The sequence below is a fragment of the Arthrobacter castelli DSM 16402 genome (assembly GCF_000430705.1).
GTDB classification, from domain to species: domain Bacteria; phylum Actinomycetota; class Actinomycetes; order Actinomycetales; family Micrococcaceae; genus Arthrobacter_C; species Arthrobacter_C castelli.
Window position 1 is genome coordinate 216,951 of sequence record NZ_AUMN01000004.1, and the last position, 23,031, is coordinate 239,981.

At 59.2% G+C, this 23,031-nt stretch carries 23 protein-coding genes; 7 read left to right on the top strand and 16 right to left on the bottom strand.

The features are described 5' to 3' along the window. The first annotated feature begins 49 nt into the window (after positions 1–49). The 4 genes from H535_RS24005 to H535_RS24015 are packed head-to-tail and all read left to right on the top strand — an operon-like array spanning position 50 to position 4,276. On the top strand, positions 50–1,390 hold the full coding sequence (locus H535_RS24005; RefSeq protein WP_051298693.1) for a flavin-containing monooxygenase: 1,341 nt from the start codon (positions 50–52) through the stop codon (positions 1,388–1,390). Further along, positions 1,383–2,093 (top strand): SDR family NAD(P)-dependent oxidoreductase, encoded by a 711-nt coding sequence (locus tag H535_RS0107025; protein ID WP_026818988.1) that lies wholly within the window; start codon positions 1,383–1,385, stop codon positions 2,091–2,093. The genes H535_RS24005 and H535_RS0107025 overlap by 8 nt, the downstream gene beginning before the upstream one ends. A gap of 30 nt (positions 2,094–2,123) precedes the next feature. Beyond that, on the top strand, positions 2,124–3,575 hold the full coding sequence (gene nhaC / locus H535_RS24010; protein WP_081416504.1) for a Na+/H+ antiporter NhaC: 1,452 nt from the start codon (positions 2,124–2,126) through the stop codon (positions 3,573–3,575). Continuing rightward, complete coding sequence (locus tag H535_RS24015) at positions 3,572–4,276, top strand: SDR family NAD(P)-dependent oxidoreductase (RefSeq protein ID WP_051298696.1); 705 nt, start codon at positions 3,572–3,574, stop codon at positions 4,274–4,276. Before nhaC ends, H535_RS24015 begins: the two co-directional genes overlap by 4 nt. Before the next feature lie 226 nt (positions 4,277–4,502). Here H535_RS24015 and H535_RS0107040 read toward each other — a convergent pair whose 3' ends face one another. The 7 genes from H535_RS0107040 to H535_RS0107070 all read right to left on the bottom strand — a co-directional run bounded on the left by H535_RS0107040 (position 4,503) and on the right by H535_RS0107070 (position 10,182). Further along, positions 4,503–4,715: a hypothetical protein gene (locus H535_RS0107040; RefSeq protein WP_026818989.1), complete on the bottom strand. Its 213-nt coding sequence runs from the start codon at positions 4,713–4,715 to the stop codon at positions 4,503–4,505. A 321-nt stretch (positions 4,716–5,036) separates the two neighbouring features. Beyond that, positions 5,037–5,504 (bottom strand): muconolactone Delta-isomerase, encoded by a 468-nt coding sequence (gene catC / locus H535_RS0107045; protein WP_425387263.1) that lies wholly within the window; start codon positions 5,502–5,504, stop codon positions 5,037–5,039. Between the two features lie 190 nt (positions 5,505–5,694). Beyond that, positions 5,695–5,991, bottom strand: coding sequence for a YciI family protein (locus tag H535_RS0107050; RefSeq protein ID WP_026818991.1), 297 nt, complete (start codon positions 5,989–5,991; stop codon positions 5,695–5,697). A gap of 33 nt (positions 5,992–6,024) precedes the next feature. Beyond that, positions 6,025–7,398 (bottom strand): short-chain fatty acid transporter, encoded by a 1,374-nt coding sequence (locus H535_RS0107055; protein ID WP_051298698.1) that lies wholly within the window; start codon positions 7,396–7,398, stop codon positions 6,025–6,027. Beyond that, positions 7,379–8,410: a 3-hydroxyacyl-CoA dehydrogenase gene (locus tag H535_RS24020; protein WP_081416505.1), complete on the bottom strand. Its 1,032-nt coding sequence runs from the start codon at positions 8,408–8,410 to the stop codon at positions 7,379–7,381. The genes H535_RS0107055 and H535_RS24020 overlap by 20 nt, the downstream gene beginning before the upstream one ends. Beyond that, positions 8,403–9,113 carry an SDR family NAD(P)-dependent oxidoreductase gene (locus H535_RS0107065; protein ID WP_026818993.1) on the bottom strand — a complete coding sequence of 237 codons (711 nt, stop codon included), beginning with the start codon at positions 9,111–9,113 and terminating at the stop codon, positions 8,403–8,405. The genes H535_RS24020 and H535_RS0107065 overlap by 8 nt, the downstream gene beginning before the upstream one ends. A gap of 10 nt (positions 9,114–9,123) precedes the next feature. Next, positions 9,124–10,182, bottom strand: coding sequence for a cyclase family protein (locus H535_RS0107070; protein ID WP_035768575.1), 1,059 nt, complete (start codon positions 10,180–10,182; stop codon positions 9,124–9,126). 205 nt (positions 10,183–10,387) lie between these two features. Here H535_RS0107070 and H535_RS0107075 point away from each other — a divergent pair, with 205 nt between their 5' ends. After that, on the top strand, positions 10,388–11,302 hold the full coding sequence (locus H535_RS0107075) for a LysR family transcriptional regulator (RefSeq protein ID WP_026818995.1): 915 nt from the start codon (positions 10,388–10,390) through the stop codon (positions 11,300–11,302). Between the two features lie 391 nt (positions 11,303–11,693). Here H535_RS0107075 and H535_RS24025 read toward each other — a convergent pair whose 3' ends face one another. The 4 genes from H535_RS24025 to H535_RS28935 are packed head-to-tail and all read right to left on the bottom strand — an operon-like array spanning position 11,694 to position 15,105. Beyond that, the gene (locus H535_RS24025; protein WP_081416506.1) at positions 11,694–12,365 is read right to left on the bottom strand and encodes a TetR/AcrR family transcriptional regulator C-terminal domain-containing protein; all 672 of its coding nucleotides are present in this window, start codon (positions 12,363–12,365) and stop codon (positions 11,694–11,696) included. A gap of 12 nt (positions 12,366–12,377) precedes the next feature. After that, entirely contained in the window at positions 12,378–13,475 is a 1,098-nt protein-coding gene (locus H535_RS0107085; RefSeq protein WP_026818996.1) for an alcohol dehydrogenase catalytic domain-containing protein, read from the bottom strand. Continuing rightward, positions 13,472–14,935 carry a purine-cytosine permease family protein gene (locus H535_RS24030; protein WP_051298702.1) on the bottom strand — a complete coding sequence of 488 codons (1,464 nt, stop codon included), beginning with the start codon at positions 14,933–14,935 and terminating at the stop codon, positions 13,472–13,474. The genes H535_RS0107085 and H535_RS24030 overlap by 4 nt, the downstream gene beginning before the upstream one ends. After that, a complete protein-coding gene (locus H535_RS28935; protein WP_155838595.1) occupies positions 14,932–15,105 on the bottom strand; it encodes a hypothetical protein in 174 nt (57 codons plus the stop codon). Before H535_RS28935 ends, H535_RS24030 begins: the two co-directional genes overlap by 4 nt. A gap of 122 nt (positions 15,106–15,227) precedes the next feature. Between H535_RS28935 and H535_RS0107100 the strand changes: the two genes are divergently transcribed. After that, a complete protein-coding gene (locus tag H535_RS0107100; RefSeq protein WP_026818997.1) occupies positions 15,228–16,052 on the top strand; it encodes a nitrilase-related carbon-nitrogen hydrolase in 825 nt (274 codons plus the stop codon). A 482-nt stretch (positions 16,053–16,534) separates the two neighbouring features. Here the strand turns inward: H535_RS0107100 and H535_RS24035 are convergent, their stop codons facing one another. Genes H535_RS24035 through H535_RS0107115 form a run of 3 tightly spaced genes read right to left on the bottom strand, consistent with a single transcriptional unit; the run spans position 16,535 to position 20,443 of the window. Continuing rightward, positions 16,535–18,082: a class I adenylate-forming enzyme family protein gene (locus H535_RS24035; RefSeq protein ID WP_051298704.1), complete on the bottom strand. Its 1,548-nt coding sequence runs from the start codon at positions 18,080–18,082 to the stop codon at positions 16,535–16,537. A 5-nt stretch (positions 18,083–18,087) separates the two neighbouring features. Then, a complete protein-coding gene (locus H535_RS0107110; protein WP_026818998.1) occupies positions 18,088–18,846 on the bottom strand; it encodes an enoyl-CoA hydratase/isomerase family protein in 759 nt (252 codons plus the stop codon). A gap of 55 nt (positions 18,847–18,901) precedes the next feature. Continuing rightward, positions 18,902–20,443 (bottom strand): sodium/proline symporter, encoded by a 1,542-nt coding sequence (locus H535_RS0107115; RefSeq protein ID WP_026818999.1) that lies wholly within the window; start codon positions 20,441–20,443, stop codon positions 18,902–18,904. Between the two features lie 149 nt (positions 20,444–20,592). Here H535_RS0107115 and H535_RS24040 point away from each other — a divergent pair, with 149 nt between their 5' ends. Beyond that, positions 20,593–21,492, top strand: coding sequence for a LysR family transcriptional regulator (locus H535_RS24040; RefSeq protein WP_051298707.1), 900 nt, complete (start codon positions 20,593–20,595; stop codon positions 21,490–21,492). 876 nt (positions 21,493–22,368) lie between these two features. Here the strand turns inward: H535_RS24040 and H535_RS28940 are convergent. Continuing rightward, on the bottom strand, positions 22,369–22,479 hold the full coding sequence (locus H535_RS28940; RefSeq protein WP_342667720.1) for a hypothetical protein: 111 nt from the start codon (positions 22,477–22,479) through the stop codon (positions 22,369–22,371). Between the two features lie 210 nt (positions 22,480–22,689). After that, on the bottom strand, positions 22,690–23,031 hold a 342-nt coding region (locus H535_RS0107130), incomplete at its 5' end, for a transposase (RefSeq protein WP_026819000.1).

Sequence of the window (23,031 nt, forward strand, 5' to 3'; positions counted from 1 at the left end):
TGGTTTGCCCCTCCGTAATGTGGTTCGAAACACTACGGAGGGCGGAAACGTGGCCGAAAAGTTCTGTATCGTCGGTGCTGGCGCAGCCGGCATCGGATCTGCGCTGGCATTTGTCGAACATGGCCTGGAATTCGACATTCTCGAAGCTGGCTACGAGGTCGGCGGTCACTGGAATCATGGTTACGACATATTGCATCTGATTACGTCGCGGGATACAACCGGTTATCCCGGCTACCCGATGTCGGAGCAGTATCCGGAGTTCCCAAGCCGGGGGCAAGTGCTGGAGTACCTGCAGTCAGTGGCGAATATGCACCAGATCCACGATCGGATCCATTTCGGACAAACAGTCGAAAAAATCTCTCGCACCGATACCGGTCACTGGCTAGTGAGAACTCAAGGTCGCGAGCTGGAATACGCAGGAGTCTTGATCGCGACCGGTCACCTTAGACAGCCACGCATTCCCGACATCGCAGCCCGTTTCACCGGTCAGTCGATACATTCCAAGGACTACCGCAATACGGTCAGCCTGGCAGGGGAGTCAGTTCTAGTCGTCGGTTCCGGTAACTCGGGATGCGACATCGCCGTCGATTGTGCCCAGCACCTGCTCGACACCGACATTGTCATCCGTTCCTCACAGGGGTTTCTGCCCAAATCGTTCTTCGGTGTCCCCCGGGCTGAATTGGACTGGGTAAATAAGTTGCCCGGCATTCTCCGCAAACCGGTCACCGATCTACTCGCCCGGGTCACGCTCGGCCGCAATGAACGGTACAGGGGACTCCCGTCACACGAAAAGCTGCCCGAGGAGGACGATATTCCGGTGATCAACAGCCTCCTGCTGTATTGGATCCAGCACGGCCGCGCTGATGTAACTCCCGGTATCGCCGACATCCGTGGCCGGGAGGTCGAGTTCACCAACGGGACGCGCAAGACTTACGATTCGATCATCTGGGCTACCGGCTACGAGGTCACTGTGCCCGGTATCGGCGAACGGCTGCGATGGCAGAATGGCTGTCCGGTGACCTTCGGCAGCAGTATTTTCCCGGCCGGTGCTGACGAGGAATTCGACAACCTATACCTGGTCGGTTTCATCGCCCCCCGCGGCCCGCAGATCCCGGTTTATCACCGGCAGGCTTCACTCATTGCCCGGGCCATCCGCCTGCGGCAAGCTGGGCAACCGGTCCGCCGGATTATCTGGGACGACTCGTCCACCGCTCATCAGATCGACATCGTGCGGCAGACCTGGGACAAAAATATGCTTGCGCTCGAAGGGCTGCTGGACAAGCAGTTCGCTCAGCATCCCGTGCGCGCTGACTTCCACTTCGGCGACGGTACCGACGACGGATCTGACCAGGCCTCTGCCCATGCAGCCACAGGAGCCGAACATGCATGAAGAGTTCAAGAAGGTCGCCGTCGTCTCCGGACATGCCAGCGGAATGGGCGCCGCAGTGGCCCGTCGCCTGCTCAACGCGGGCTGGCATGTCGTTGGGGTTGATATCCACACAACCAGCAACAACCATTCAGAACTCCGCGAGTTCACCGTCGACCTCGCGTCGGCGACCGATCTTGACCTGCTGGCACGACAGCTGGCCAAGATGCCACGCATCGATGCGGTCGTTGCCGCCGCCGGTATTTATCCCCAGACCACCCTCGATTCGGTCGATTACGAAACCTACCGACAGATTTTCGACGTCAATGTCTTCGGTACGCTGGGCTTGCTGCAGGCAGCCAAGCCAAAACTGGCTGAGACTTCCGGTATGGGTCACATCGTCCTGTTTGCCAGCATCGATGGTATCCGCGTCTCGCCCGGTCAATTGTTGTACTCGGCGTCGAAAGCCGCGGTGATCTCTCTGACCCGATCCTTGGCTGTCGAACTTGCCGAAGACGATGTCCTCGTCAACGCCGTGGCCCCCGGCTGGGTCCATACAGCGGGCACGGGGCAGAACGACCGGCTTTCTGAAGGCATCGCGTCAGTGCCCCTGAAGCGGGCGGCAGACCCCGACGAGATCGCTGGTTGGGTGATGAACCTCGTCGCTGGCACCAACACGTATATGACTGGCGAAATCCTGAAGATCACGGGCGGTGGCGCCTTGTAGGTGCTGCCCACTAACTAAGTGGTGACCAACATGAATGATACAACGAATCAACACGAGACGGCCCCAGCTCCATCAGTGTGGCTGTCGCTGAGCATAGTCGGGCTGCTCGCGGCGATCCTGATTCTGGGCTCGGTGTTCCTGGGCGCCCCGATCGAACTATCGATGTTCTTCGCCCTCATCGTGCTTATCCCCGTGGTGATGTCGCGGGGCTTCAGCTACGGCCAGGTGCAGGGATTCGCCTTCGACGCCATCCGAAAGGTCCTGGAGCTCATCTTCATCCTGTTGGCCGTCGGGGTGCTCATCAGTACATGGGCGCAGGCCGGAACCATCCCGACAATCATCCGGTTCGGTCTCAACACCATCTCCCCGGAATGGTTCTATGTCTCTGCCATCCTCCTGTGCGCGGCCACTTCACTGGTCACCGGCACATCATGGGGGACGATGGGGTCGGTCGGTATCGCACTCATGGTCGTCGGCAACAGCCTCGGCCTGCCGGCGCCACTGACCGCCGGCGCCATCATCTCCGGGGCTTACTTCGGTGACAAGCTGTCGCCGCTGTCGGACTCGACGAATCTTTCAGCGGCGATCACCAACACACCGTTAATGACGCATGTCAGGTACCTGCTCTACACGACATTACCGGCCTTTGTACTGACCCTGGTCATCTACGGCGTCATTGGCGTGTTCCTGCCCTATGGGGGAGGGGACAACGAAACGATCCCGCAAATCGTCTCCCAACTGGAGGCCACCTTCGATTTGGGGCTGGTCACCCTGATCCCCGCCGCGATCACCATTGGCCTCCTCGTCTTACGCTGGCCACCCTTCGTTTCCATCATGGGCGGCGCGATAGCCGCAGTTGTCGTCGCCATGACGGTGCAAGGGGCGACGGTGTCCGAGGTCGTCACATCTATCTATAGCGGATACGTCTCAGAGACCGGAGTCGCCAACATCGACGACCTGGTCTCCGGCGGAGGCTTGCTCTCCATGGCCGGTCTGGCCTTCCTGTTTATGTTCGCCGTTGGTGTCTCCGGCTTGCTCAGCGGTGCCGGCTTCGTGCAATCCCTGCTCCGTTATCTCATGCGATGGGCCAATTCCCGGCGCAAGCTCATGACATTGACGTCGCCGGTCACCCTCATTGCCTTGGCCCTGGGCGCGTCGTTTTCCTTCGCCGCCGTCATCGTGGGCACTTTATTTTCCCCGGCATACGCACGTCTCGACCTCAAGAGCCAAAACTTGTCCCGGACAATCGAGGACTCGGGTACGGTTTATGACGCCTTCTTTCCGTGGTCCGGTGGCGCGGTCTTCGCTTCCGCGGTGCTCGGTGTGGCGACAGTCCAGTACATGCCGTTCATGTTCTTCGCGTTTCTCTCCACTGCGTTCTCCATCCTGTTCTCGCTGACGCAATTCCGGGTGGCCGTGGAGGAGAAGACTACAGGCGAGCTAGCAGAAGGACCTCAACAACAAAAGGAGGCTTACCCATGACGGATGATGTCGTCGTTGTTACCGGAGGAGGCCGGAGCCAAGGCTTTTCCCATGTCACCGGGCTTGCTGAGCTCGGTTACGTCGTGTACTCGATTGATGTGGCGTTCCCCAATTCGCCGGTGCCCCGAGTCCACGAGGTCGAGGGGGACATCACCGATACCGGCTTCTGGGCCAGCCTTCGTGAGCGTATCGGCGAAGACCACGGCAACCTAGCGGGGCTGGTGAACAATGCAGGTATCATCCATCACGCATTTGTGCGCGAGGACTCGGTTACTGCTGTTCGCAGACTTCTGGACGTCAACCTCACTGGTGTATTCAACGGTATCCATGCAATGTGGCCGCTCCTTGTCGAAGCGCCGTCGGCGTCGATCGTCAATATCGCCTCGATTTATGGCACCAATGGTGCACCAGGATACGGTGCCTATTCTGCATCGAAGGCCGGCATCATTGGATTCACCAAAACCGTGGCCCTTGAAGGTGCGGAATATGGAGTGCGTGCCAACGCGATCGCTCCGGGCACCGTGCTCACAGAGATGCGGTCGGCCGAGCCGGAGGAAACTTCCGCAATCCACACCACGCCGCTCGGTCGTGGAGCGCAACCAGAGGAGATCTCTGCTGCAGTTTGCTACTTACTATCGGACCAGTCGTCCTTCGTCACCGGCTCCGTTCTTACTGTGGACGGTGGTTACTCGGCTCGGTAGCTTTTCTATTTGCGCTGGTGTTGATATTCACGGTCAGCAGTCTTCTGCGCCAACTTTGGACTTTGTCCGAACCGACTTCATAAACGGCAGGAGATTCGGGATATCGATTGGGGGATCGCTCACCGACATGGTCCTCTGGAGGGGTTACTGTTAACGCCATGATCTGGTGGCAGACCTTGCTCGTCGGCAGCGTTCCAGCCTTTCTCGCTTTATGCGGGGTGCTGATTCATTTTGCTGCGGTTTGCCCGCAGCAAAATGAATCAGCACGGCTGAACCGGGCAAACAGAGCCGCTATTACGACGGCCCCCAAAAGGGCGTAAATCCAGATCAGGAACCCGGTGAGGGTATCCGGTCTGGAAAAACCCACCGCCTCGGTCCACACCCAGGCTCCGGCCAGCACAACCAGATAGATACCGGCCGCGATGCCGCTTCCGGCCATCTGCCCGTTCCACAGATCTCTCAGCGACTGTTTTATCCCCCATGGCAACAGGTTTAGCCCACCGCCGGCGTATTGTGCGGTGAAACCGTTCAGAACGGAGAAACGTTAGAAATTCGTGATGGAGGACAATGGCGTATCTGCCGTCAACCTGTGCAGTCGGGGTCTGACATTCCGTGCAGCCGACTTCTAGCACGAAACTGACCGTCGGGCTCTGCGGGAATCGTGCCATGGCTGGCTGCGCAGCATCCGACGGGCGCTACGTGCTCGACCTGTGCGACGGCTCCTCGGAGCGGGTCGCTGTCGGCAGGCCAACAGCACCAGCTACGACACGGAACTCCCGCCATCCAGCAACGCTATATCTGAGGGATGAACCGCCAAGGGTGTCACCTGGACGTTCATGTACGGAAAGAGCGGCAGGTTCCACAGAATCTCGTGGAGCCTCTCATTGTCCTTCACGTCGAAAATGCTCAGGTTTGAGTACTGTCCGGCATTGCGCCAGATGTGCACCCATTCGCCCTTGCGCTGCAGCTGGTGGGAGTAGGCCTTCTCCCGTGCAACGGTGTCAGCCTTGACGTCGGGATCAAGGTCGTAGGGAATCTTGACGTCCATATTCACGGCAAACAGCAATGTTGATACCTTCCTCTGGTGGGTAGTCGCAGCCTGCCCCGCCGTGGCGGTCTCGGCTGCGATGTGTGATGGGCTCAGGCCCGGTCCAGGGTGAAGTTGTAGTAACCTCACTTCTTTGTCCTCGGCCTTCGGCTGCGGGTTCAGGATCAGTTCCGGCTTCACCGCGGTAGCGATATCGTCGTCGAGGTGCTCGTCGCCCTCGAAGTGCCAGTCCTGATCACCAACTTAGACGCTTGCTCCCGGCGGCCGGAGGTCGTCATGACGTCAACGAGCTTACTGAAGTGTCACCAACCTCGGAGCCGAGCGGAGTTGGGGCGACGTGTCGATGGTTTCAACCGACCGGGCAGCTGGCTCAGAGGAAGCACTCCCCATTTAGGTAGGCCTTCCTCCACCTGCGGATCCTAACCTCGCGGAAGAGGTTGCGCCGTGAAAACGGATCTTGGGCGATGAATGCCTCAGCCTCTTTACGCGTCTCCAGGTCCACAACGTAGATACCGCCGTCCGCGGAGGTGCCGTCATCCGATAGTTTGGCTCCGCACGCTAGTAGAAGGCCCGCACTTTCTGCCAGAAAGTGCAAGTGTTCCTGATAGAGCTCGTGCCGGATGTACGCCCTTTCCGGGGAATCGAAGGTTTCGATCAGGTAAGGCATGGGAACGCTTCCCCCTTTCAGTTATTGCCTCGATCAGACGGTCATGAAGCCCCATAGGAGTACCGCTAGACCGAAGATGATGCCGAGGAAAGCCAGGATCAGCACCATGTAGCCCATGATGTCGCGTAGCTTCAGTCCGGAGATGGCCAGCACCGGCAGGAGCCAGAAGGGCTGGACCATGTTCGTCCACTGGTCGCCGATCTGCACGGCCAAAGCGGTGGCCGGAATGTTGGCATTGAGCGCCTGTGCGGCCTCCATCATCACTGGTCCCTGCACCGCCCATTGGCCGCCTCCTGAGGGGGCCAATAAGTTGATAATGCCTCCGGAGATGAAGGACCAAAAGGGCAGGGTTTCAGCGGTGGCGAATGTGCCGAACCAATCGGCGAAGGAGACCACGAGACCGGAGCCGACCAGTATGGCCATGATGCCGGCGTAGAACGGGTACTGGATAATGATGCCGGAGACGATTCTGACTCCGTCGTTCACTGCGGCCAGGAAGGCGGACGGGCGGGCGAAGAGGATGATGCCTAGGAACAAGAACATGAAGTTGACGGCGTCCAGATTTATAGTGCCGCCTTGAAAGAAGTAGTTGATGGCATAGACCAGGGCGATCAGGCCGATGCCGATGCCAATCACCGGGCTGTTGTTCAGTTTGGCTGCGATGGTCGAACGTTGATCCGACTCTGTGATCGGCTCGTCGATGGCACCGGACTTTCGCTCCATCTCTTTGATCGAGGCCGGGTCCTTCGGATGCAGAGCCATGTTGAACAGCGGCAGGAATACCATCACAGCCAGGTTCGTCAACAGTAGATAGGGCGAAAAAATCGTCTCGGACAGGGGGACAATGCCTATCTCGTCTTGGAGGAAATGCCCTTCGGTAGCGATGAGCAATGGCACCGAGCCAGAGAGTCCAATCCCATACACCGCAAAACCGGAGTAACCGGCAGCGATGGCCAACGGGTAGTGCAGTCCTTTCACATTCATCGCCAGCTTCTGGGCCACGATGCCGCCCATAACGAGGCCAAAGCCCCAGTTCAACCAGCTGCCAATGCCACCAACAAGAGTGGCGACGATAATGGCAGTGCGAGGCGAAGAAATCCTACTGGTCAGCATATCGAGCAAGCGGTCGACGAGTGGGGTCTTGGCCAGGATGTAGCCGGCCAGAAGCACCACGGTCATCTGCATGGTGAAAGCCAACAGGTCCCAGAAGCCGCTGCCCCAGTAGTTGACTACGTCCATGGGCGTGCTGCTTTGGAACAGGATGGCCAGAATCATCGTGAGGCCGGTCAACATAATGGCTATCACGAGCGGATCCGGCAGGTATTTATCCATCAGGTTCGTGAAGAACCCAGCGGTCCTGTCGAGGACGTTGTCCTTACGGCGCGTTTTAGCGTTCGGTGCTTTCATGTTCCCTCTCTTGGGTGCTTGGAGTTGCTGTGCCTGAGATTGCAGTGATGAGATCGATAAGACGCCGGTCACGCCAGGCCACCCGGTCCTCCCAATCCTCAAGGGCGAGGACGGAGCGACGTTGACGGTTCACCTCCGCCACGAGGTCCGGTGTCCAGGGGTCGTGTTGGCCACGTTCAGCGCCCATACGCTCATAGGCCGGGCCCATCTTCTCTGCGTGAGCGGAAATCCCGCCGTGGGTATTCAGATCGACGGTCTCGAAAGGTCCCATGAAGGACCATCGCCGTCCCAGGCCGTCCCGCATCACCGTGTCAATATCCTCCACAGTGGCAACCCCGTCGCGTACTAGTGCGTAGGCTTCCCGCAAAACGGCTCCTTGAAGCCGGTTAAACAGGAAACCTTCCACTTCCCGTTCCACGATTACGGGTGACATGCCGGCTCCAGCGTAGAGTGCCCGCGACTTCTCGAGGATGTCGGAACGAGTGTTTTCAGTGGGCACCAATTCGATGATCGGGAGGAGAAACGGCGGATTGCCGGGATGCGCAACGATAATACGGTCATCGCAGTCCATCTCCGCAGCTATTCGGGAGGCCGGAATTGCTGAGGAAGAGCTGGCTAGTATGCATTCCGGTGCCGTGAGGTCACCCAGTTCACTGAAGATTCTGCGCTTTACGTCGAGCCGTTCGGGGACGCATTCTTGGACTAGAATCGCACCGGACAATGCCTCCCGCACGGTCGATGTTATGCCTACTCGACGAATGATCCTGTCCGGCTCTTCCGCCGTTAGTCCAGAGGCGGACAAAAGCTCGAGTTTGGCGCGTAACTCGTGTGGAATCGCTTCGCGTCGTTGTGGATCGGCGTCCATGATGGTCACCGAATGACCCGCCTTAGCGAAGACCAGAGCGAAAGCCACACCAATAGAGCCGCCGCCGACCACGGCGACGGGCGCGCGGGGGTATGTCGTGCGAGACGCAGTTCCTCGGCGCGGGCCTGCTAGGGGGAACTCAGACATCGACACGTCCCACGGTCATTCCGCCACATACATACAAGGTCTGCCCGGTGACGAACCCACTGCGGGCGTCCAGAAGGTACGACGCGGCATGAGAAACATCTTCGGGCGTACCCATGCGCTGGACCGGAACAGATTCGATAATGGCACGGGTGCGGGACGAATCGTCCGGGTTGGCCTGACGAAAGAGGTCCGAAGTTATAGGGCCGGGTCCGATGGCGTTAGCCGTGATGCCATTCCGCCCCTCCTCGAGAGCGATTACCCGGGTAAGGCCGAGGAGTCCGGCTTTGGTAGAGGCATAGGCCGCACGGAGTTCCTTGCCGAGAGCTGCCCGAGAGGATACCGACACGATCCTGCCGAAATGAGCTTCTTGCATGCTTGGCAAAAGTGCTTGGACACATTGCAGTGCGCTGCGCAGGTTGAGCGCGACAGCTGCATCGAACTCGCCCAGGGTTTGCTCCTGGACAGAACGTGGAAACACGGCCCCAACATTGTTCACGAGGCGCGTGATCGGCCCATCGGCTAAGGCTTGCTCAAGCGCTTCGGCTGTGGATGATGGGTCGGAGAGATCGCAGTGGATAGCGTCCCCGCCCTCCTGGTCCAATATGACCGGTTCATAACCGTCTTGACGGCATCGGTGAGTGATCGCGGCGCCAATGCCGTGGGAGCCGCCGGTGACAAGGACGCGTTCGGCTGTGGAAGGCAAGGGTGTCTCCTTAGGTAGTCGCAATCGGATTTAGGGGCGAACCAGAGGCCCCAGGAAGGTTCAGTGGTGGTGCGGTCAGCAGGAAGGCTGTGCGGCCGGCGGTTCGTAGATGGGAGGCGAGGTCGGAGAGGTACCAGAGCTCGCCGAGCTGCACACCGAGCTTGAACAGACAATGTTCATGCAGCGGCAGGACGGAAGCTGGAGCCGGTGCCGCAATGGCCGGATAGAGCTCAACAGCGTAGTTGTCCGCTGCGATAGCAGCGATCCCGGAATCTGTAATCCAGTTCAACAGGGCTTGGTCTCGTCCATCAAGGACAGCGCCGTAATGATGTAGTACGGCCGCATCCGGATCCCCTGCCATTTGCCGGACGCGCTCAGCGTAACCGGTATGGATTGTCACCATGTCTCCGGGACGGACGTCGACTCTGTCATTGTCAAGCACAGCCTGGACCTGGTCGTATCCGATAATTTGATGATGTGTGCCGAAGTGGTGTGCGAGATCAATCATGACCGCCCGCCCTTGGACCGGATGTGCGGCCAAGGTGCCTATGCCCACCGGACCGAGATCCATCGTCGTGTCCTGACCTGGGCCTGGATTTCCGCAATCGTCGGGATCCGTGGGACCTTGTACATCGACGCCGGCCCGATAGCCGTTGTAGTAGACAGGTTCCGGTTGACCGTCTCCATCAGCATCGAACATTGAGCCGACGTGCACGAGGGCGTCCCATTGGGTGGAGTATTGGTTGTGTAACACGACCAAGTCGTCGTTCATCACGTCAGATGATCCAGGCGAAATTGGCTCGAGGACGTAATTTACGTTTGGAAGTCCCTGTCTGAGGTTCGGCCGGTGAACCGGCGGCAACCGGTTCGGGTTGAGGGTACTACCGCCGGGAAGGGTGAGAGGAAGGCCAAGTGCGAAGGTGCAACCGTCCTGGGCGTCCTTCAAGCCTTCCGCGACCTTAGCTTGGGTCAAAAGATTCATTCGGCCCAGAGCGTCGTCGGCACCAAAATCACCCCAAGTAGAAGGCTCGGGCCGCGTGCGCCAACGCGGTTTCCGCGGTACATCCATCAGAATTCCTCACGATCATCGGCGTCCGTGCAGAGAAGACCCGGAACGATTGGCCCCTCTCGTGGATCTCTCGGAGTAGGGAGTGAACTGGTGCACTCCGCATGGTGACCGGATCCACATGGACTTATGATGCCCCTCTCTTTCAACCCTGTCCAAGATGGATTCTGTATGTTTCCATACAGATATCTAATGAAAAGGGTGACGCGTGGATCTAAAACTGCTGCAGGCTTTCGTCATGCTGGCCGATGAACTGCATTTCACACGAGCGGCCGAACGCCTCGGGGTGGCCCAGCCCGTCATAAGCCAATGGATCCGTAAGCTCGAGCGTGAATGTGACGTTGCCTTGGTGGAACGCACCACGCGCGCCGTCAAACTGACGGCCGCGGGTGCTGCAGCCTTACCTCATGCCCGGCAAATGGTGGAAGCCTCGCGCCTGATGGGGCGTGCCATTCAGCAGGAGGATACGCCGGTACTGGGGAGCGTGACATTGGGTTATGCCGGTGCCTCCTCCCGCCCATGGCTACCGGGGATAGCCCGAGCAGTAAGATGGGAAGCGCCGGGGGTCGACCTGCAGTTGAAGTCAATGGTCTATGCGAGCTCCGCACCATCGCTGCTGATGGCTGGCGACCTTCATGTCGCTTTCAGCCGTCGACCCTTGACCTATACGGGTTTAGATGACCGGGTCTTCGAGTACGAGCGCGTGCTGGTTGGAGTCTCGACCGACCACCGGCTCGCCGAGCACCAGGAGATCGATATTCGCGAATTGATCGACGAGCCGTGGGTGATGTTTCCCGGGCAACAAGGTTCTACCGTGCGAGATCTGGGCTTGAGGTTGGCCACCCAAGCGGGCTTCGTCCCGAAGGTTGTCCAGGAGGCCCCAGACTCGTACACAATCCTCGGACTGGTGGCTGCTGGGGTCGGAGTCACAATGACGGTCTCCTCTGTGGCGCACGTGGACACGCCAGGCTTGAAACTCGCACCCTTGGCCGGTCCGCCCCGCTACCTGGCTGCCACCCTCCTTCATCGTCGCAAGCCGAGTCGTGCCACCCAAGCGGTCCTGGATGTTTTGGCCGAACTCCACCCGACGCCGACCCGTCCCTCGGGGATTGTTTTGGACTGATCGCATTCGGTTCGCCCTTGACAGCAATCGCAAGTTTCCTGCCTTCCAGTCGAAAGGTTTGTGACTATCGCAAGGTTGAGACGGTCTGGCACTCACCGGAGTTCGTCGCGCAGACGCACGGTTGGCGATCGGCAACTGACATGCGACGCGTGGCAATTCTGACAAGCGACGGTGTGCCGGGTATTTCGTAGAGACAAACCGCATCGGAGGACAATTCTGAACGCTTAATGTGGGATTGTCTTTTGGTCTGGTTCGGGATCGAGAAGCCTGCCGCTGTGTCGTTCCAAGATCGGCCGCGGGGGAGCGGCTCACATCCAAGGAAACGAGACCCCTGATGCGGCCGAAGGGGACTCTGATGCTGCAAGGAGATGATGAAGTGAGCGGCCTCATCTCAAAGGGCACGCTTTGAAGTGAACATTTCTTCGCTGGGGGAGACGAGCATTTGTTCGAGTTTGTCGATGGTGGCGTCGAGTCCGAAGGTGAAAGCATCCTCTTGGCGTCTGCCGGTGTGTCCCGATGTCAGCGCTCGTGATAGTGCCGGGTGGACGCTGTGGGAGGCTTTCCATGGTGGTTCGGGGGAGGCGGCGTCGACGGCGGAGCCAAGAGCCAGCACGTCGATCAGGGACAGGGCCTGCAGCAGAAGTTCATCCTGGAACCCGGCTGTTTCAAGGATCTGTACCAGGTTTTCGTAGATGTTGAGGGTGTCAGTGTCGTCGACGGGTTCGCCGACGAGGGCGGGAATGGCCATGGGGTGGCGGCCCAAGGCATCGCGGTAGTTGATGGCCCATTGGCGCACCTGGTCCTGCCACCGGACGCCACGTGGTGGGAAGTCGCCACGGGAGTATGCTTCCTGGCTGATGAGTGCCCGGATGCCTTTGATGATGTCGGTACGTCCGCCGCTGACGTGGTGGTATAGGGATGAGGGGCTGACCCCGAGGCGTTGGGCGAGCCGGGGGATGGAGAAGTTGTTTTGTTCGTCGAACAGTTCAAGGGCGGCGCGGTGAATCTTTTGCGAGGTGAGCAGTTGTGTGCGGGGCCGGGCCATAGCGGGCCTTTCACTCATGGAGGAGGATTGTTAGAACATGATGACGCTGCGTGCCCGCTCGCCACGGCGCATGGCTTCGAACGCTTCATTGACCTCGTCCAGGCTGATGCGGTCGGATATCAGGTCGTCAACTGGTAGTTTGCCTGCCAGGTACAGCTCGGCCAGCCGTGGGAAGTCCCGTCCCGGTACGGTGGAGCCATAGTTGGAGCCGAGGATCCGCATCCCGCTTTCGGCCAGTTCAAGGCCGTCGAAGTTGATCGACTGGCCGGCCGGCGGCAGTCCCACCAGCACGGCGGTGCCGCCGCGTACCAGCAGCGATGGAAGTGATTCGATGGCTTCTTTCCGACCGATGGCCTCGAATGCGTAGTCGGCTCCGCCGCCGGTGATCTCAGCGACTTGGTGTTGGGTGTCGTCTCCCGATATGACTGTGTGAGTGGCTCCCAGACGTTGCGCAGCATTCAGCTTCTGCTCATTGAGGTCGACGGCGATGATCGGGTGTGCGCCGGCTAGTTTGAGCCCCATGATGATGGAAAGTCCGACTCCGCCGGCACCAATTACCACCGCGGAACTGCCCGGTGCCACCATGGCGTCGTTGACCACGGCGCCCACGCCGGTGGCGATGGAGCACCCCAGCAGGGAGGCGACATCAAAGGGCACCTCGGAGGGAATTTTCACGGCGGCGGTTTCGGGCACGACGGTGTACTCGCTCATCGATCCGACGGCCAGGTACGGGTAGACGCGGGTGCCGTCCCGGGAGAGGGGAGTGTTGCCGTCGGGCAGCAGGCATTCTTCCGAACGGCTGCCAGTGCACACATAGGCGCGGCCGGACAGGCAGTTGGTGCATCGGCGGCAGGGGTAGAACCAGCTGAGCACCACATGGTCACCGACCACGACGTCCTGGACTCCCTCGCCGATGGCCTCGACCGTACCGGCGCCTTCGTGTCCCATGACCGTGGGGGAGGGCATCGGCCACTCGCCGTCGAGGACGTGGCGGTCAGAGCCACATACGCCGGAGGCACCAAGCCTCACCAGCACGTTTCCGGGTCCGGGTTCTTCGACCTGTACCTCGGTAATGTCAAGAGTCCGCTCGTGTCCATAGTGGACTGCTGCCCGTGAAGTGAAGCTCATTTGTGGTTTCCCGTCAATCTGTTGGGATCCGTTGTGTCGAAGCCGGCAGCGCCCCGCCTTTTGTACAGCACGAGGGCCAGGATCCAGTAGACGAGACCGCCGATGACCGCTCCAGGCAGCGAAGCGGTCACCACGTTGAATGCCGGCTCGGTGTCCAAGGTGACCGGATTGTAGATCCAGAGGTAGAAACCGGACCCGGCGGCGACTGCGGCCATGCCGGCCCAATTCACCCCACCGGGCAGGTGGTAGGCACTGTCCGCGCCGGGCGCGTAGAGCTCTGCCAGGTCAATGCGTTGTTTGCGCAGAATGAAGTAGTCCACGATGATCGCCCCGCACATGGGCGCCAGGAACGCGCCGCTGAGCGTGACGAACACGACGAACCGCTCGTACATAAACTGCGGGAAGAACGCCAGCACGGCCGGCAGCACGAAGAAGGCCGCGCATAACCACTTCCAATGCAGCCCGGCCAGCAGACGGCCGCTGGACTGCCGCAGTGCCAGCACCGTGGAGTAGACGATCGAAGACATGCTGGTGATGTTCGCGAAACAAATGAACAACAGGATGAACGCACCCAGCAATGGGCCGCCGAAGGGAATCATCCATACTGTCGGGTCCGAATTGCCCAGTGTCAAGGCCGCGCCCATGCCCACAATCTGCGCCAGCAGGGTGGCGATCAGTAGTCCGCTGTAGGCCGGCCAGATGGCCGCCCGCGGAGAGTTCGTCATCCGGGCCAGCGATCCCATCACCGGGTACCAGGACACGCCGACGGCAACATTGAATTCCACGGCGATCATGAAGTTCAGCTGCGGATCGTCAAACGGCTCCAGTGGCGCCGCGGCCATCAGTTGCCCCCACGAGGTGTTGATGATCAGCAGCACCATCAACACCGCCGTGATGATCAAAAGGCCCGGTCCAATGTACTTGTTCAGCCGGCCAATAGTGACCGGTCCGCGGGAGAGGATAAACCAAGCGATGGCAATCGCGGCAAGCGCGCCCAGGGTGACCACAGGCCCGTACTCGCTCAACTCAGCCTCGGTAGCCACGCCGGCCACCTGACTGGTGGCCCGGCCGACCATGATGCCCAGCAGCGACGACCAACCCATCTCGGTCAGCAGCACCACCGTGAAAACCAGAATGCCGACGCCTGCCACACCGAACACCGGCCGCAGTATGGTGTACTGCTCGACCCCGTACCGTTGGCTGGCAACGGTGCTGGCCAGAACCATGAAGCACAGCCCGACCGCGTTGCCAATCATCATCGCCGCGATACCCTGCTGAAAACCCACGAACGCCGCGGTTGAACCGCCCACCAAGAACGCCCAGGTCGCGATCGCCAAGGCCACATTGACCCAACCGAAGTCCATACCGCCCCACACCCGCTCGGATTTCAACAGCGGCAGCGAACCGAACGTGTTGGCGTGTTCCACTTCCTCCGTGGCAGTGTCCTCCGACCGGTTCACAGCACCATCACCAGCACCCCAAGCGCGCAGATCAGCACGGTCGTGCCGACATACAATGTCAGATCCCCGGCGCTGAGTGCCCGACGTGAAGGATCGGCTGCTTCATCAGTATGGATAATCTCAATACGCCGGTCCAGCTCCGTTTGTACCTTGCCGGGACTGCTGTCCATGATGGCCTCCTAGCCACTTATCGAACACCTTTCGGTTTTCGGTTACATAATTCTGCCGACGGTGGCATGCTGTCAATAGGAACCGGCATAAAAGATCCACCGGATACGAGGGGAGGGGTAACGTGGCCCTCATTGGCGTTTGGCAGGCCACCGGAGCCGTGGACCGCGTCCAGGAGAACTTGGCACGCTTGGACCAGACAGCAGTGGCTGCAGCAGGCAAAGGTGCAGACATCCTCGTCACCCCGGAACTGTTCGCCACAGGCTACGCCCCCTCACGGGCTGCTTCCTCGGACGGTGACACAATCCGGGAACGGTTGGCTGAAACCGCCAGCCGGCACCACATGGCGCTGGTGGCCTCCACCGTCGACCACGACGGCGAAGAGACATATATCAGCGCCTCCTTCTTCGATGCCGAAGGTAAGGAACTGACCCGGTACCGCAAATCCCAACTCTTCGGCCTCGAAGAGAAATCAGCCTTCACACCAGGAACGAACGCGCCCGAATTGATCCAGTACGCCGGGCTGCGGCTGGCGCTGGGCATCTGCTACGACGTCGAGTTCCCGGAATTCGTTCGGGCAGCAGCCCGGCGCGGCGTCGATGCGTTACTGATACCCACTGCAGTGCCCGCCACAGGCAACGTCGGAGGGCTGCCGGCGGACCGTACCTACAATGCCGAACGAATATCCACCCTCATGGTGCCATGCCGGGCGATGGAAAACGGCCTCTACATCGCCTACGCAAATCATACGGTGCCGAATTTCACTGGACTCAGCTGTATCAGCGGTCCGCACGGAAACGTGCTGGCACAAGCCGGACACGACGAAGAGCTGCTCCTGGCCGACATCGAAGCGCTAGAGGTCGAACGTGCCCGCCGCATCAACACCTACCTCAACGATCTGCGTGAAGACCTTGAAGGTTCAGCCACCGTTTCGGACGGTCGTGCTTGATGATCGATGCAGCCAGATCAGAATGTATTGAGTATGAAAGCGATTCCGCGTAGGCATGACAAGTGACGCGGCGATCAGCGCGGCGGAAGATAGCAACGGGCTGACTATCACGAGCAAATAGGTCATTGACACTGCCAGCTCAAGGGAGAACTGCCAACGACCAGGGTTGTCCCAAAGTTGCCAATTATTAGTGGACTGAACGCAACCATCAGAACGGCGATTACGCCCAAAGCCATCCCCACGCGCATTATCCCCTTTGACATCCTCGCCGCGTTCACACGTTTCTCCTCGGCTTTTACGTGTCACTGCTTCTCAGCCAAGCACCAACCTTGAGGAAGAACAACGGGATAGAAACGGCATAGAACTGAACGTGATGCCGCCGAATCTTCGTGTGTGCCGGCAACGCCCCCGTAAATTTGTCACCTATGACGCTGTGGCCATGCGGATGAGCCAAATGACATTTTGCCGGAACCCCCCGTAAGTCAACTTCTCGATGGAGCTTGTAGGGCATCACCTAAGTCTCGGGGCAATAGATGTTTGGCAATTCGTTGGCTTGGAGTCAACGGCATTTCTGGTAATACTTTGATGTAACGCGGGACCTGGAACTTCGCCAGCTGGGTTGTTGCCCAATCCAACAAAGCTTTAGGATCGACTTTCTGCCCTTCCGCTTCAGTGACCAGCAGGAGCATTTCTTGCTCTCCGACTTGGGCCTCGACTCCGATCACTGCGCAGCGGTTGATGTCCGGGTGCAGGCCAAAAACGTTCTCAACTTGCCAAGCGGACACGTTCTCACCCCGGACACGGATGCTGTCGCTGCCACGCCCCGCGAAGTGCAACCGACCCTCATCATCGAAGTACCCGAAATCACCGGTGCGAAACCAATCACCAAGGCGAGCCTTCGCCGTCGCTTCCGGATTTCCCAAATAGCCGGTGGTTAAGAGACCGTCGATGAGTCCCCGAACCATGATCTCGCCTCTGGGGCACGGGGCAGTACTGTTGTTTGTGTCGTCGTCGATGGCGATCTCGACCCAAGGTAAAGGCCTGCCCACTCCACCGTCCGGCTCGTTCTTGTTGGCGGTGACGATGCTTGATGTCTCGGTCATCCCGTAGCATTCGTGCAGGGTGAATCCGTAACGTTTGCTGCAAGCTGCGCGGACTTCCGGAGTCGCGCCCGCACCCCAGGCGACTCTGACCCGGTTGTTCCTCTCCGCGTCCGTCGCAGGCAATTGCAGCAGAATCTGCAATACACCGCCGAGGTAATGGATGTGGGTCACATTGAGTTCGACGATGTCATCCCAGAACCGCGAGGCACTGAATTTCGGAACCAAGGCCAGGGCGACCTCTTGAAACAAGGGGAGGAAAACGACCTGTGCACCACCAATGTGGAACAGCGGCTCCCAAACGTAGAACACATCGTCTGGCTCCGGTGATGTCACTTCGATAGCTCCGAACACCGCCGCCTTGAGCATTGTTTCGCTAACCAGTACCCCTTTGGGAGGGCCAGTGGTCCCCGAGGTGTACATCAACAAGCAAGCGTCTTGGCGGTCAGCCTGTTCAAATACCGGTTCGGCCCAAGAGGCCAGCACCAGAGCATTGTCAGTTGCTTCCGACATCAGCACCTCGGCGGTGGCTGAGGGCTCCGGTAGACGCTCCGCGAACTGTCCCACGGCCTCAGTGAGGACGTCCGTGGCACGGGAATCCCGCAACTGATGTAGGAGCGGTTCACCTTTGAGTTGCATGTTGAGCGGAACCCACAATGCGCCTAAACGCAGTAACGCGTAGATGAGCACAACGTGGTCGATCCCTGTAGGCAGGGCGATCCCGACGCGGGATGTCGCACCTACGCCGAGGCCGCGCAATTGCGTCGCTGCATGGTCGACCCGGTTGTTCAGCTCGGCTACAGTCACCGATCTTTGCCGGTCGCGCAGGTAGGCCCTGCCCGGAGCTGTGGTGGCCAACTGTTCCAGAGCCTCGGAAAGCCCGGGACCTTGAATGAATCGATTCCCCTCGTGCACCCTGTCAACAACCACTGTGATTATGCACCCTTCTTGGCAACGAAGTCGTTGGCAGAACGCTGCGGTTCTCCATCACCATAGGCTTGCTTATCGATCTCAACAGCGGCAGCGAAAGCCTCCTTGAGGCCCGGCAGAAGAGTTGCGCGAACTCGCTGCTTAGTCAGAGCGAAGGCCTGCTTGGGCAACGCTGCTAATTCCTTGGCCAACTCGATGCTCCGGGCAAGCACCTGTTCAGCCGGCACGACTTCAGCGAGCAAACCGGCTTGTTTAGCTTCGGCAGCGTCGAGCAAGCGACCGGTGAGCATCATTTCGGCGGTCTTGCTATGTCCCAGGGACTGCCAAGTCAGGTACATTCCGGTAATACTCGGAATGCCTGACTTCACCTCTGGCTGCCCAATGCGTACTCCCGAATGACCAATCCGCAAGTCGCACAGTAGTGCGAGCTGATATCCGGAGCCGGCGGTAACACCGTTGAGTGCCGCTATGATGGGCTTCGAGTTCGACAGCACTGCGTCGTACACCTGGTAAAAGATATCCAGCCATTCGTCGACGCTGTCCTCGGTGAATTCGGATACCTCGTTGAGGTCTTGACCGGCGCAGAACGCGCGGTCTCCTTGACCGGTGATGATGATGCCTTTGACTTCTGGGTCGACATCGAGGTCGTTCAACGAGGTGGCCATGTTGCGCTGCATCTGCTGGGTCCAGGCGTTAAGTGCCTGCGGATTGTTCAAGGTGATGATGCCGATTCCCTCATTTACGTTCACATTCAATTGGGGCATGTCGCTTCTCCTTCTGTGCTGGTTTGCCCAGCGGTTGATGTCAGTGTGGATTGCATTATTTGGAAGTTGCGTGCAGAGTGGTCATTTTGCCGGTCACGGCGTCGAAACGTTCGACCACCTCCTGCTTCTGGCCGGGCCCGAACCGATTGCCGATCCATAGGGCGAGCAATCCGGCCAGGAAGGCTGGAACCAGCTCGTAGAGGCCGATCATGTCGATTTGGCGGTAAACGATCACTGTGACGCCTCCGGTGACGATGCTCGCCAGGGCACCGAACCAGGTGGTCTTGCGCGAGTAGAGTGCCGCCAGCAGGACCGGTCCAAAGCTGGCTCCGAATCCTGCCCAGGCATAGGCGACGAGGTCCAGGATCGATCCGCCTTGCAGGGCAACCACCACACCGATTCCTGTGCAGACCAGCACGGCAATTCTGCTCAACCACACGAGTAGCTTCTCTGGTGCATCACGTTTCATGAATGATCGATAGAAGTCTTCGGTCAACGTTGTCGAGGCGACCACCAATTGGGAATCAGCGGTACTCATGACGGCAGAAAGCACTCCAGCAAGGAAAACGCCCGCTGCCCAGGTCGGCATGAGGTCCGAGACCAAGGAGATATACGCGTCTTCGGGATCAGCCAAATTCGGACCATAGATCGCGATGGCGGCAAAGCCGATGATTGCCGCGAAACCGAGCAATGTGATCGACAGAAAGACTCCAAGACGGGCCCCGTTGCGTGCTGATTCAGCCTTCCGCATGCCCATGAAGCGGGCCAATATATGAGGTGAGCCGAAGTATCCAGCGGCCCAGGCCAAGCCTGAGATGATAGCGACGAAGGACACGGAGCTCGTAGTCACCCAGCTGCCGTCGACGAGTTCGACACCGACGAATGGTGAACCGAGATCGGGGTTCTGTGCTCCGATGGCGTTGATAAAGCCACCGATGCCACCAACTTGGAAGATGGCTATGACGGACAGGATGAGCAAACTGAAGAACATGATGAAGCCTTGGACGACATCCGTGTAGCTGCTGGCCAGATAGCCTCCGAGTGAGGAATAGAGCATGACAACCACGGCGCCGACGATGGTGCCGGTGGTCACGGAGGTCCCGAAGATCTCAGCGAAGATTACTCCGGTGGCGATAAAGGCCGAACCCAGATAAATCACATAAAAGATGATGATGAAGATCGCCGACACCGAACGAAGCGAGTTGCTGTGGAACCGGTTGGCGAAGAATCCAGGCAGGGTCACCGACTCACCAGAACCATCCTTTTGCCGCCAATCACTGAATTTGGCTGAGTACTCACGCAATCGTCCGGCGAGGATCCGCCAACTAAGGTAGAACCCGATGGTGAGGCCGAGGATCAGCCAGATGTTGCTCATTCCGCTGACGTAGAAGGCCCCCGGCAGCCCGAAGAACACCCACTGACTCGAGTCGGTTGCCTTGGCGCTGACAGCGGTGACGAAGGTGCCCAGTCGTCGACCACCAATAGCGAAATCACTCATCCCGGTGTTTTTCCGGTAAGCCCAGATCCCGATGGCGAGTACAGCCAGGAGATAGACAAGGAAAACGATGATTGTCGATGGATCGGCGGTGGAAGGCATATGTGAACTCCCTGGCTTCGTCATTGGGCGTGGGATACGAGTAATAACTCTAGGAATCCACATGTGATCGGTGATAGAGGTGGAGAATAAGACTTGAGTGAAGTCTCCCACAGCTGTGCTTATGCTCGACCGCAGCATACACTCACCCAATGACCGTCGACATTAGAACTCTCAAGACCATGCACGTGGTGGTCCGCACGGGATCATTTGCCGCCGCCGGACGAGAGCTGGGATTCACCGCATCGGCAGTGTCCCAACAGATGTCCGGACTCGAGCGCACTCTGAAAATACGGTTGTTCGAACGTGAAGCCCACCGGGTTATCCCAACGGAAGCCGCTCAGTACCTGCAGCACCGTGTCGAAGAAGTTGTCGACCTGCTCAACCAGGTCGAGATTGACATCGCACGCCTGGGAGCAGGACAGACCGGGAACCTACGGGTCGGCACCTTCCACTCGGCTGGGGGGCCGATCCTCGGACAGGCAATTGCAAGGTTCCTTGTCCGCAGGCGCGATGTGGAGATCACGCTCGATGAGGGCGAACCCTATGAGTTGTTCCCTCGGGTATCGGACGGCAGTCTCGATATCGCTCTGGGCTTCCAATACGATCTCGTTCCAACCGACTTCCCTGCCAACCTCCACCTAACAGAAGTCATGACCGAGGATCTTTACATCGTCGCCCCAAAGAATCATCGCTTAGCGCATAAGACATTGGTCGACCTCAACGAACTGCGCGAGGAGAAATGGGTTGCCCACAGGGAGGAGACACCCTCACACCAATGTCTGCTCACGCTGTGCTCACAAAACGGTTTCGCCCCGGATATCGCCTTTCGAAGCAATAATCTCGGAACAGTAAAAGGCATCGTCGAAGCTGGTCTCGCCCTAGCGATGGTCCCAGAGATATCTCTACAACAGAATCGCGAAAGCATCGCCTCACTGCCAATCTCCCAGCGTCTACCCCGGAGACAGATCATTTCCGCAACCCGGCAAGGCGATGCCAACCCCTTGGCTGAAGCGTTTCTACAGGCTTTACGAAAAATCGCGGAAAATTGACCTATCAAAATGCTGGGGGCCTCAGCATGGATCGAGAAGCGTCAGTGGGGGAGAGGGGCAGCGGCACCAGCAATTCTTCACCCGCGCGAGGGTCGCCGTCTTCATCGACGGCTGCTGCTGGCGCGGCTGTTCAGAACACAGGACCGCTGCGAGGATCCGCCGGGGGCAACGCGGACTACTGGTCGGCGACATCCAACAGCACCAGCCAGGATAGGGGGCCCCTGTCGTTGCGATCATTTGCTGAACAGCAGCCTCCGGCTCATTCAGAGGTTCCTCTCTCGCAGCTCTGCTCCATTTTCACCGGTGTATTGGGCGCGACAGGGGAGAGTAGCAGTCGTTGCGACGAGCATCCGATTGAACCCGGCGGGGGCCTGGAGGAACTGTGATTTCTGCAGTGTGATACACTTTTAGTGCTCTTAGTGCATGCGAAGAGAATCTGCTGAATGACCCGGCGCAAGCTGGAAAACTTCTCCTCCATTTCTATGGCGCCTTCGGTGCCAGCCTCCCACGCTGTCAGCGGTTGAGTCCGCACCAGAACCGTCACGGAGTCACGTTGTTGACCGCGCCGCCGGACGAGCAGCTCCGGGTGCCGATCAGTCCCCTCCTCAAGCGGTGCCTTGTCTCCTTCGCGTAGAGCATTCCGTTCGCCTCAGAGGGAGGCCCAGCGAAGCCATTTCGTCCTAATCGTTGCGGACATTGGACAGCACCGGAGTTTCCCTATATTCCGTACTTGCCGAATACCGCGGCGGCAGGGTCGACAACGCCGCCTGCCGAATGTGCGATCTCGCCACCGATGAGGGTGAGTTCCACGTTTCGGCGGAGACCGGATTGGGTCTGCTGGAGCGAGGTTGAGAGGGCGGGCCGCGTGGCATCGCTTTACGCATTGCCGGCCTCGTGTATTACTTCACCTCCCACCAACGTGAGGTCGGCGCGTTCGCCAAGCAGTTGCGGTGCTTCCAACGCGTACAGATTGGACGACCACACCACCAGGTCGGCCCTGGCGCCGGGATGGAGAATTCCTATCTCCCCTTCCCGGTGCCAGTGTGATTACGTTTGCGCCGGCATTGGTCAGGCCTGCCGCGATGGCGGATCCGATGCCTCGGGATGCGCCGGTGACTACCGCGGTGTTTTCTCTGAGGTCGAACTGCGTCACGTTTTCCTTCTTCGATGGCACTTGGTTAACGGGGCTCTTCGCATTTAGGCATGGTTAGCGGTTTTTCGCCGGTAGGGGCGGTGGCCGCCGGCGGCCAGTAGGCATCTGAGCCTGTAGTTGGCGAAGTTGCGGAATCCGCGGGCGATACGGCGGGTGGTTTCGATGACGCCGTTAATCGCTTCGGTGGGACCGTTTGATGCTCCTCCGGTATCGAAGTAGGCCAGTATCGCACTCTTCCACGCCCGCAGGCTCCGTCCGAGGCGGGCGATCTCAGGGATCGGGCACGTGGGGAACGAGGTCAGTATTTCGGTGACCAGTTGCCGGCCCCGGGCAGGGCTGGCGTGGTAGACGGCCCGCAGCTTCTGGTAGCAGTGCCAGGCCAGCGT

What these genes read in the sequence shown, in the direction of transcription:
- H535_RS28935 (WP_155838595.1), bottom strand. Translation starts at nt 15,105, where the DNA reads ATGGACAGCAGTCCCGGCAAGGTACAAACGGAGCTGGACCGGCGTATT.
- H535_RS0107110 (WP_026818998.1), bottom strand. Translation starts at nt 18,846, where the DNA reads ATGCCCCAATTGAATGTGAACGTAAATGAGGGAATCGGCATCATCACC.
- H535_RS24040 (WP_051298707.1), top strand. Translation starts at nt 20,593, where the DNA reads ATGACCGTCGACATTAGAACTCTCAAGACCATGCACGTGGTGGTCCGC.
- H535_RS0107085 (WP_026818996.1), bottom strand. Translation starts at nt 13,475, where the DNA reads ATGAGCTTCACTTCACGGGCAGCAGTCCACTATGGACACGAGCGGACT.
- H535_RS0107025 (WP_026818988.1), top strand. Translation starts at nt 1,383, where the DNA reads ATGCATGAAGAGTTCAAGAAGGTCGCCGTCGTCTCCGGACATGCCAGC.
- H535_RS0107070 (WP_035768575.1), bottom strand. Translation starts at nt 10,182, where the DNA reads ATGGATGTACCGCGGAAACCGCGTTGGCGCACGCGGCCCGAGCCTTCT.
- H535_RS24015 (WP_051298696.1), top strand. Translation starts at nt 3,572, where the DNA reads ATGACGGATGATGTCGTCGTTGTTACCGGAGGAGGCCGGAGCCAAGGC.
- H535_RS0107115 (WP_026818999.1), bottom strand. Translation starts at nt 20,443, where the DNA reads ATGCCTTCCACCGCCGATCCATCGACAATCATCGTTTTCCTTGTCTAT.
- H535_RS0107055 (WP_051298698.1), bottom strand. Translation starts at nt 7,398, where the DNA reads ATGAAAGCACCGAACGCTAAAACGCGCCGTAAGGACAACGTCCTCGAC.
- H535_RS0107050 (WP_026818991.1), bottom strand. Translation starts at nt 5,991, where the DNA reads ATGCCTTACCTGATCGAAACCTTCGATTCCCCGGAAAGGGCGTACATC.
- H535_RS24020 (WP_081416505.1), bottom strand. Translation starts at nt 8,410, where the DNA reads ATGTCTGAGTTCCCCCTAGCAGGCCCGCGCCGAGGAACTGCGTCTCGC.
- H535_RS24025 (WP_081416506.1), bottom strand. Translation starts at nt 12,365, where the DNA reads ATGAGTGAAAGGCCCGCTATGGCCCGGCCCCGCACACAACTGCTCACC.
- nhaC (WP_081416504.1), top strand. Translation starts at nt 2,124, where the DNA reads ATGAATGATACAACGAATCAACACGAGACGGCCCCAGCTCCATCAGTG.
- H535_RS0107040 (WP_026818989.1), bottom strand. Translation starts at nt 4,715, where the DNA reads ATGGCCGGAAGCGGCATCGCGGCCGGTATCTATCTGGTTGTGCTGGCC.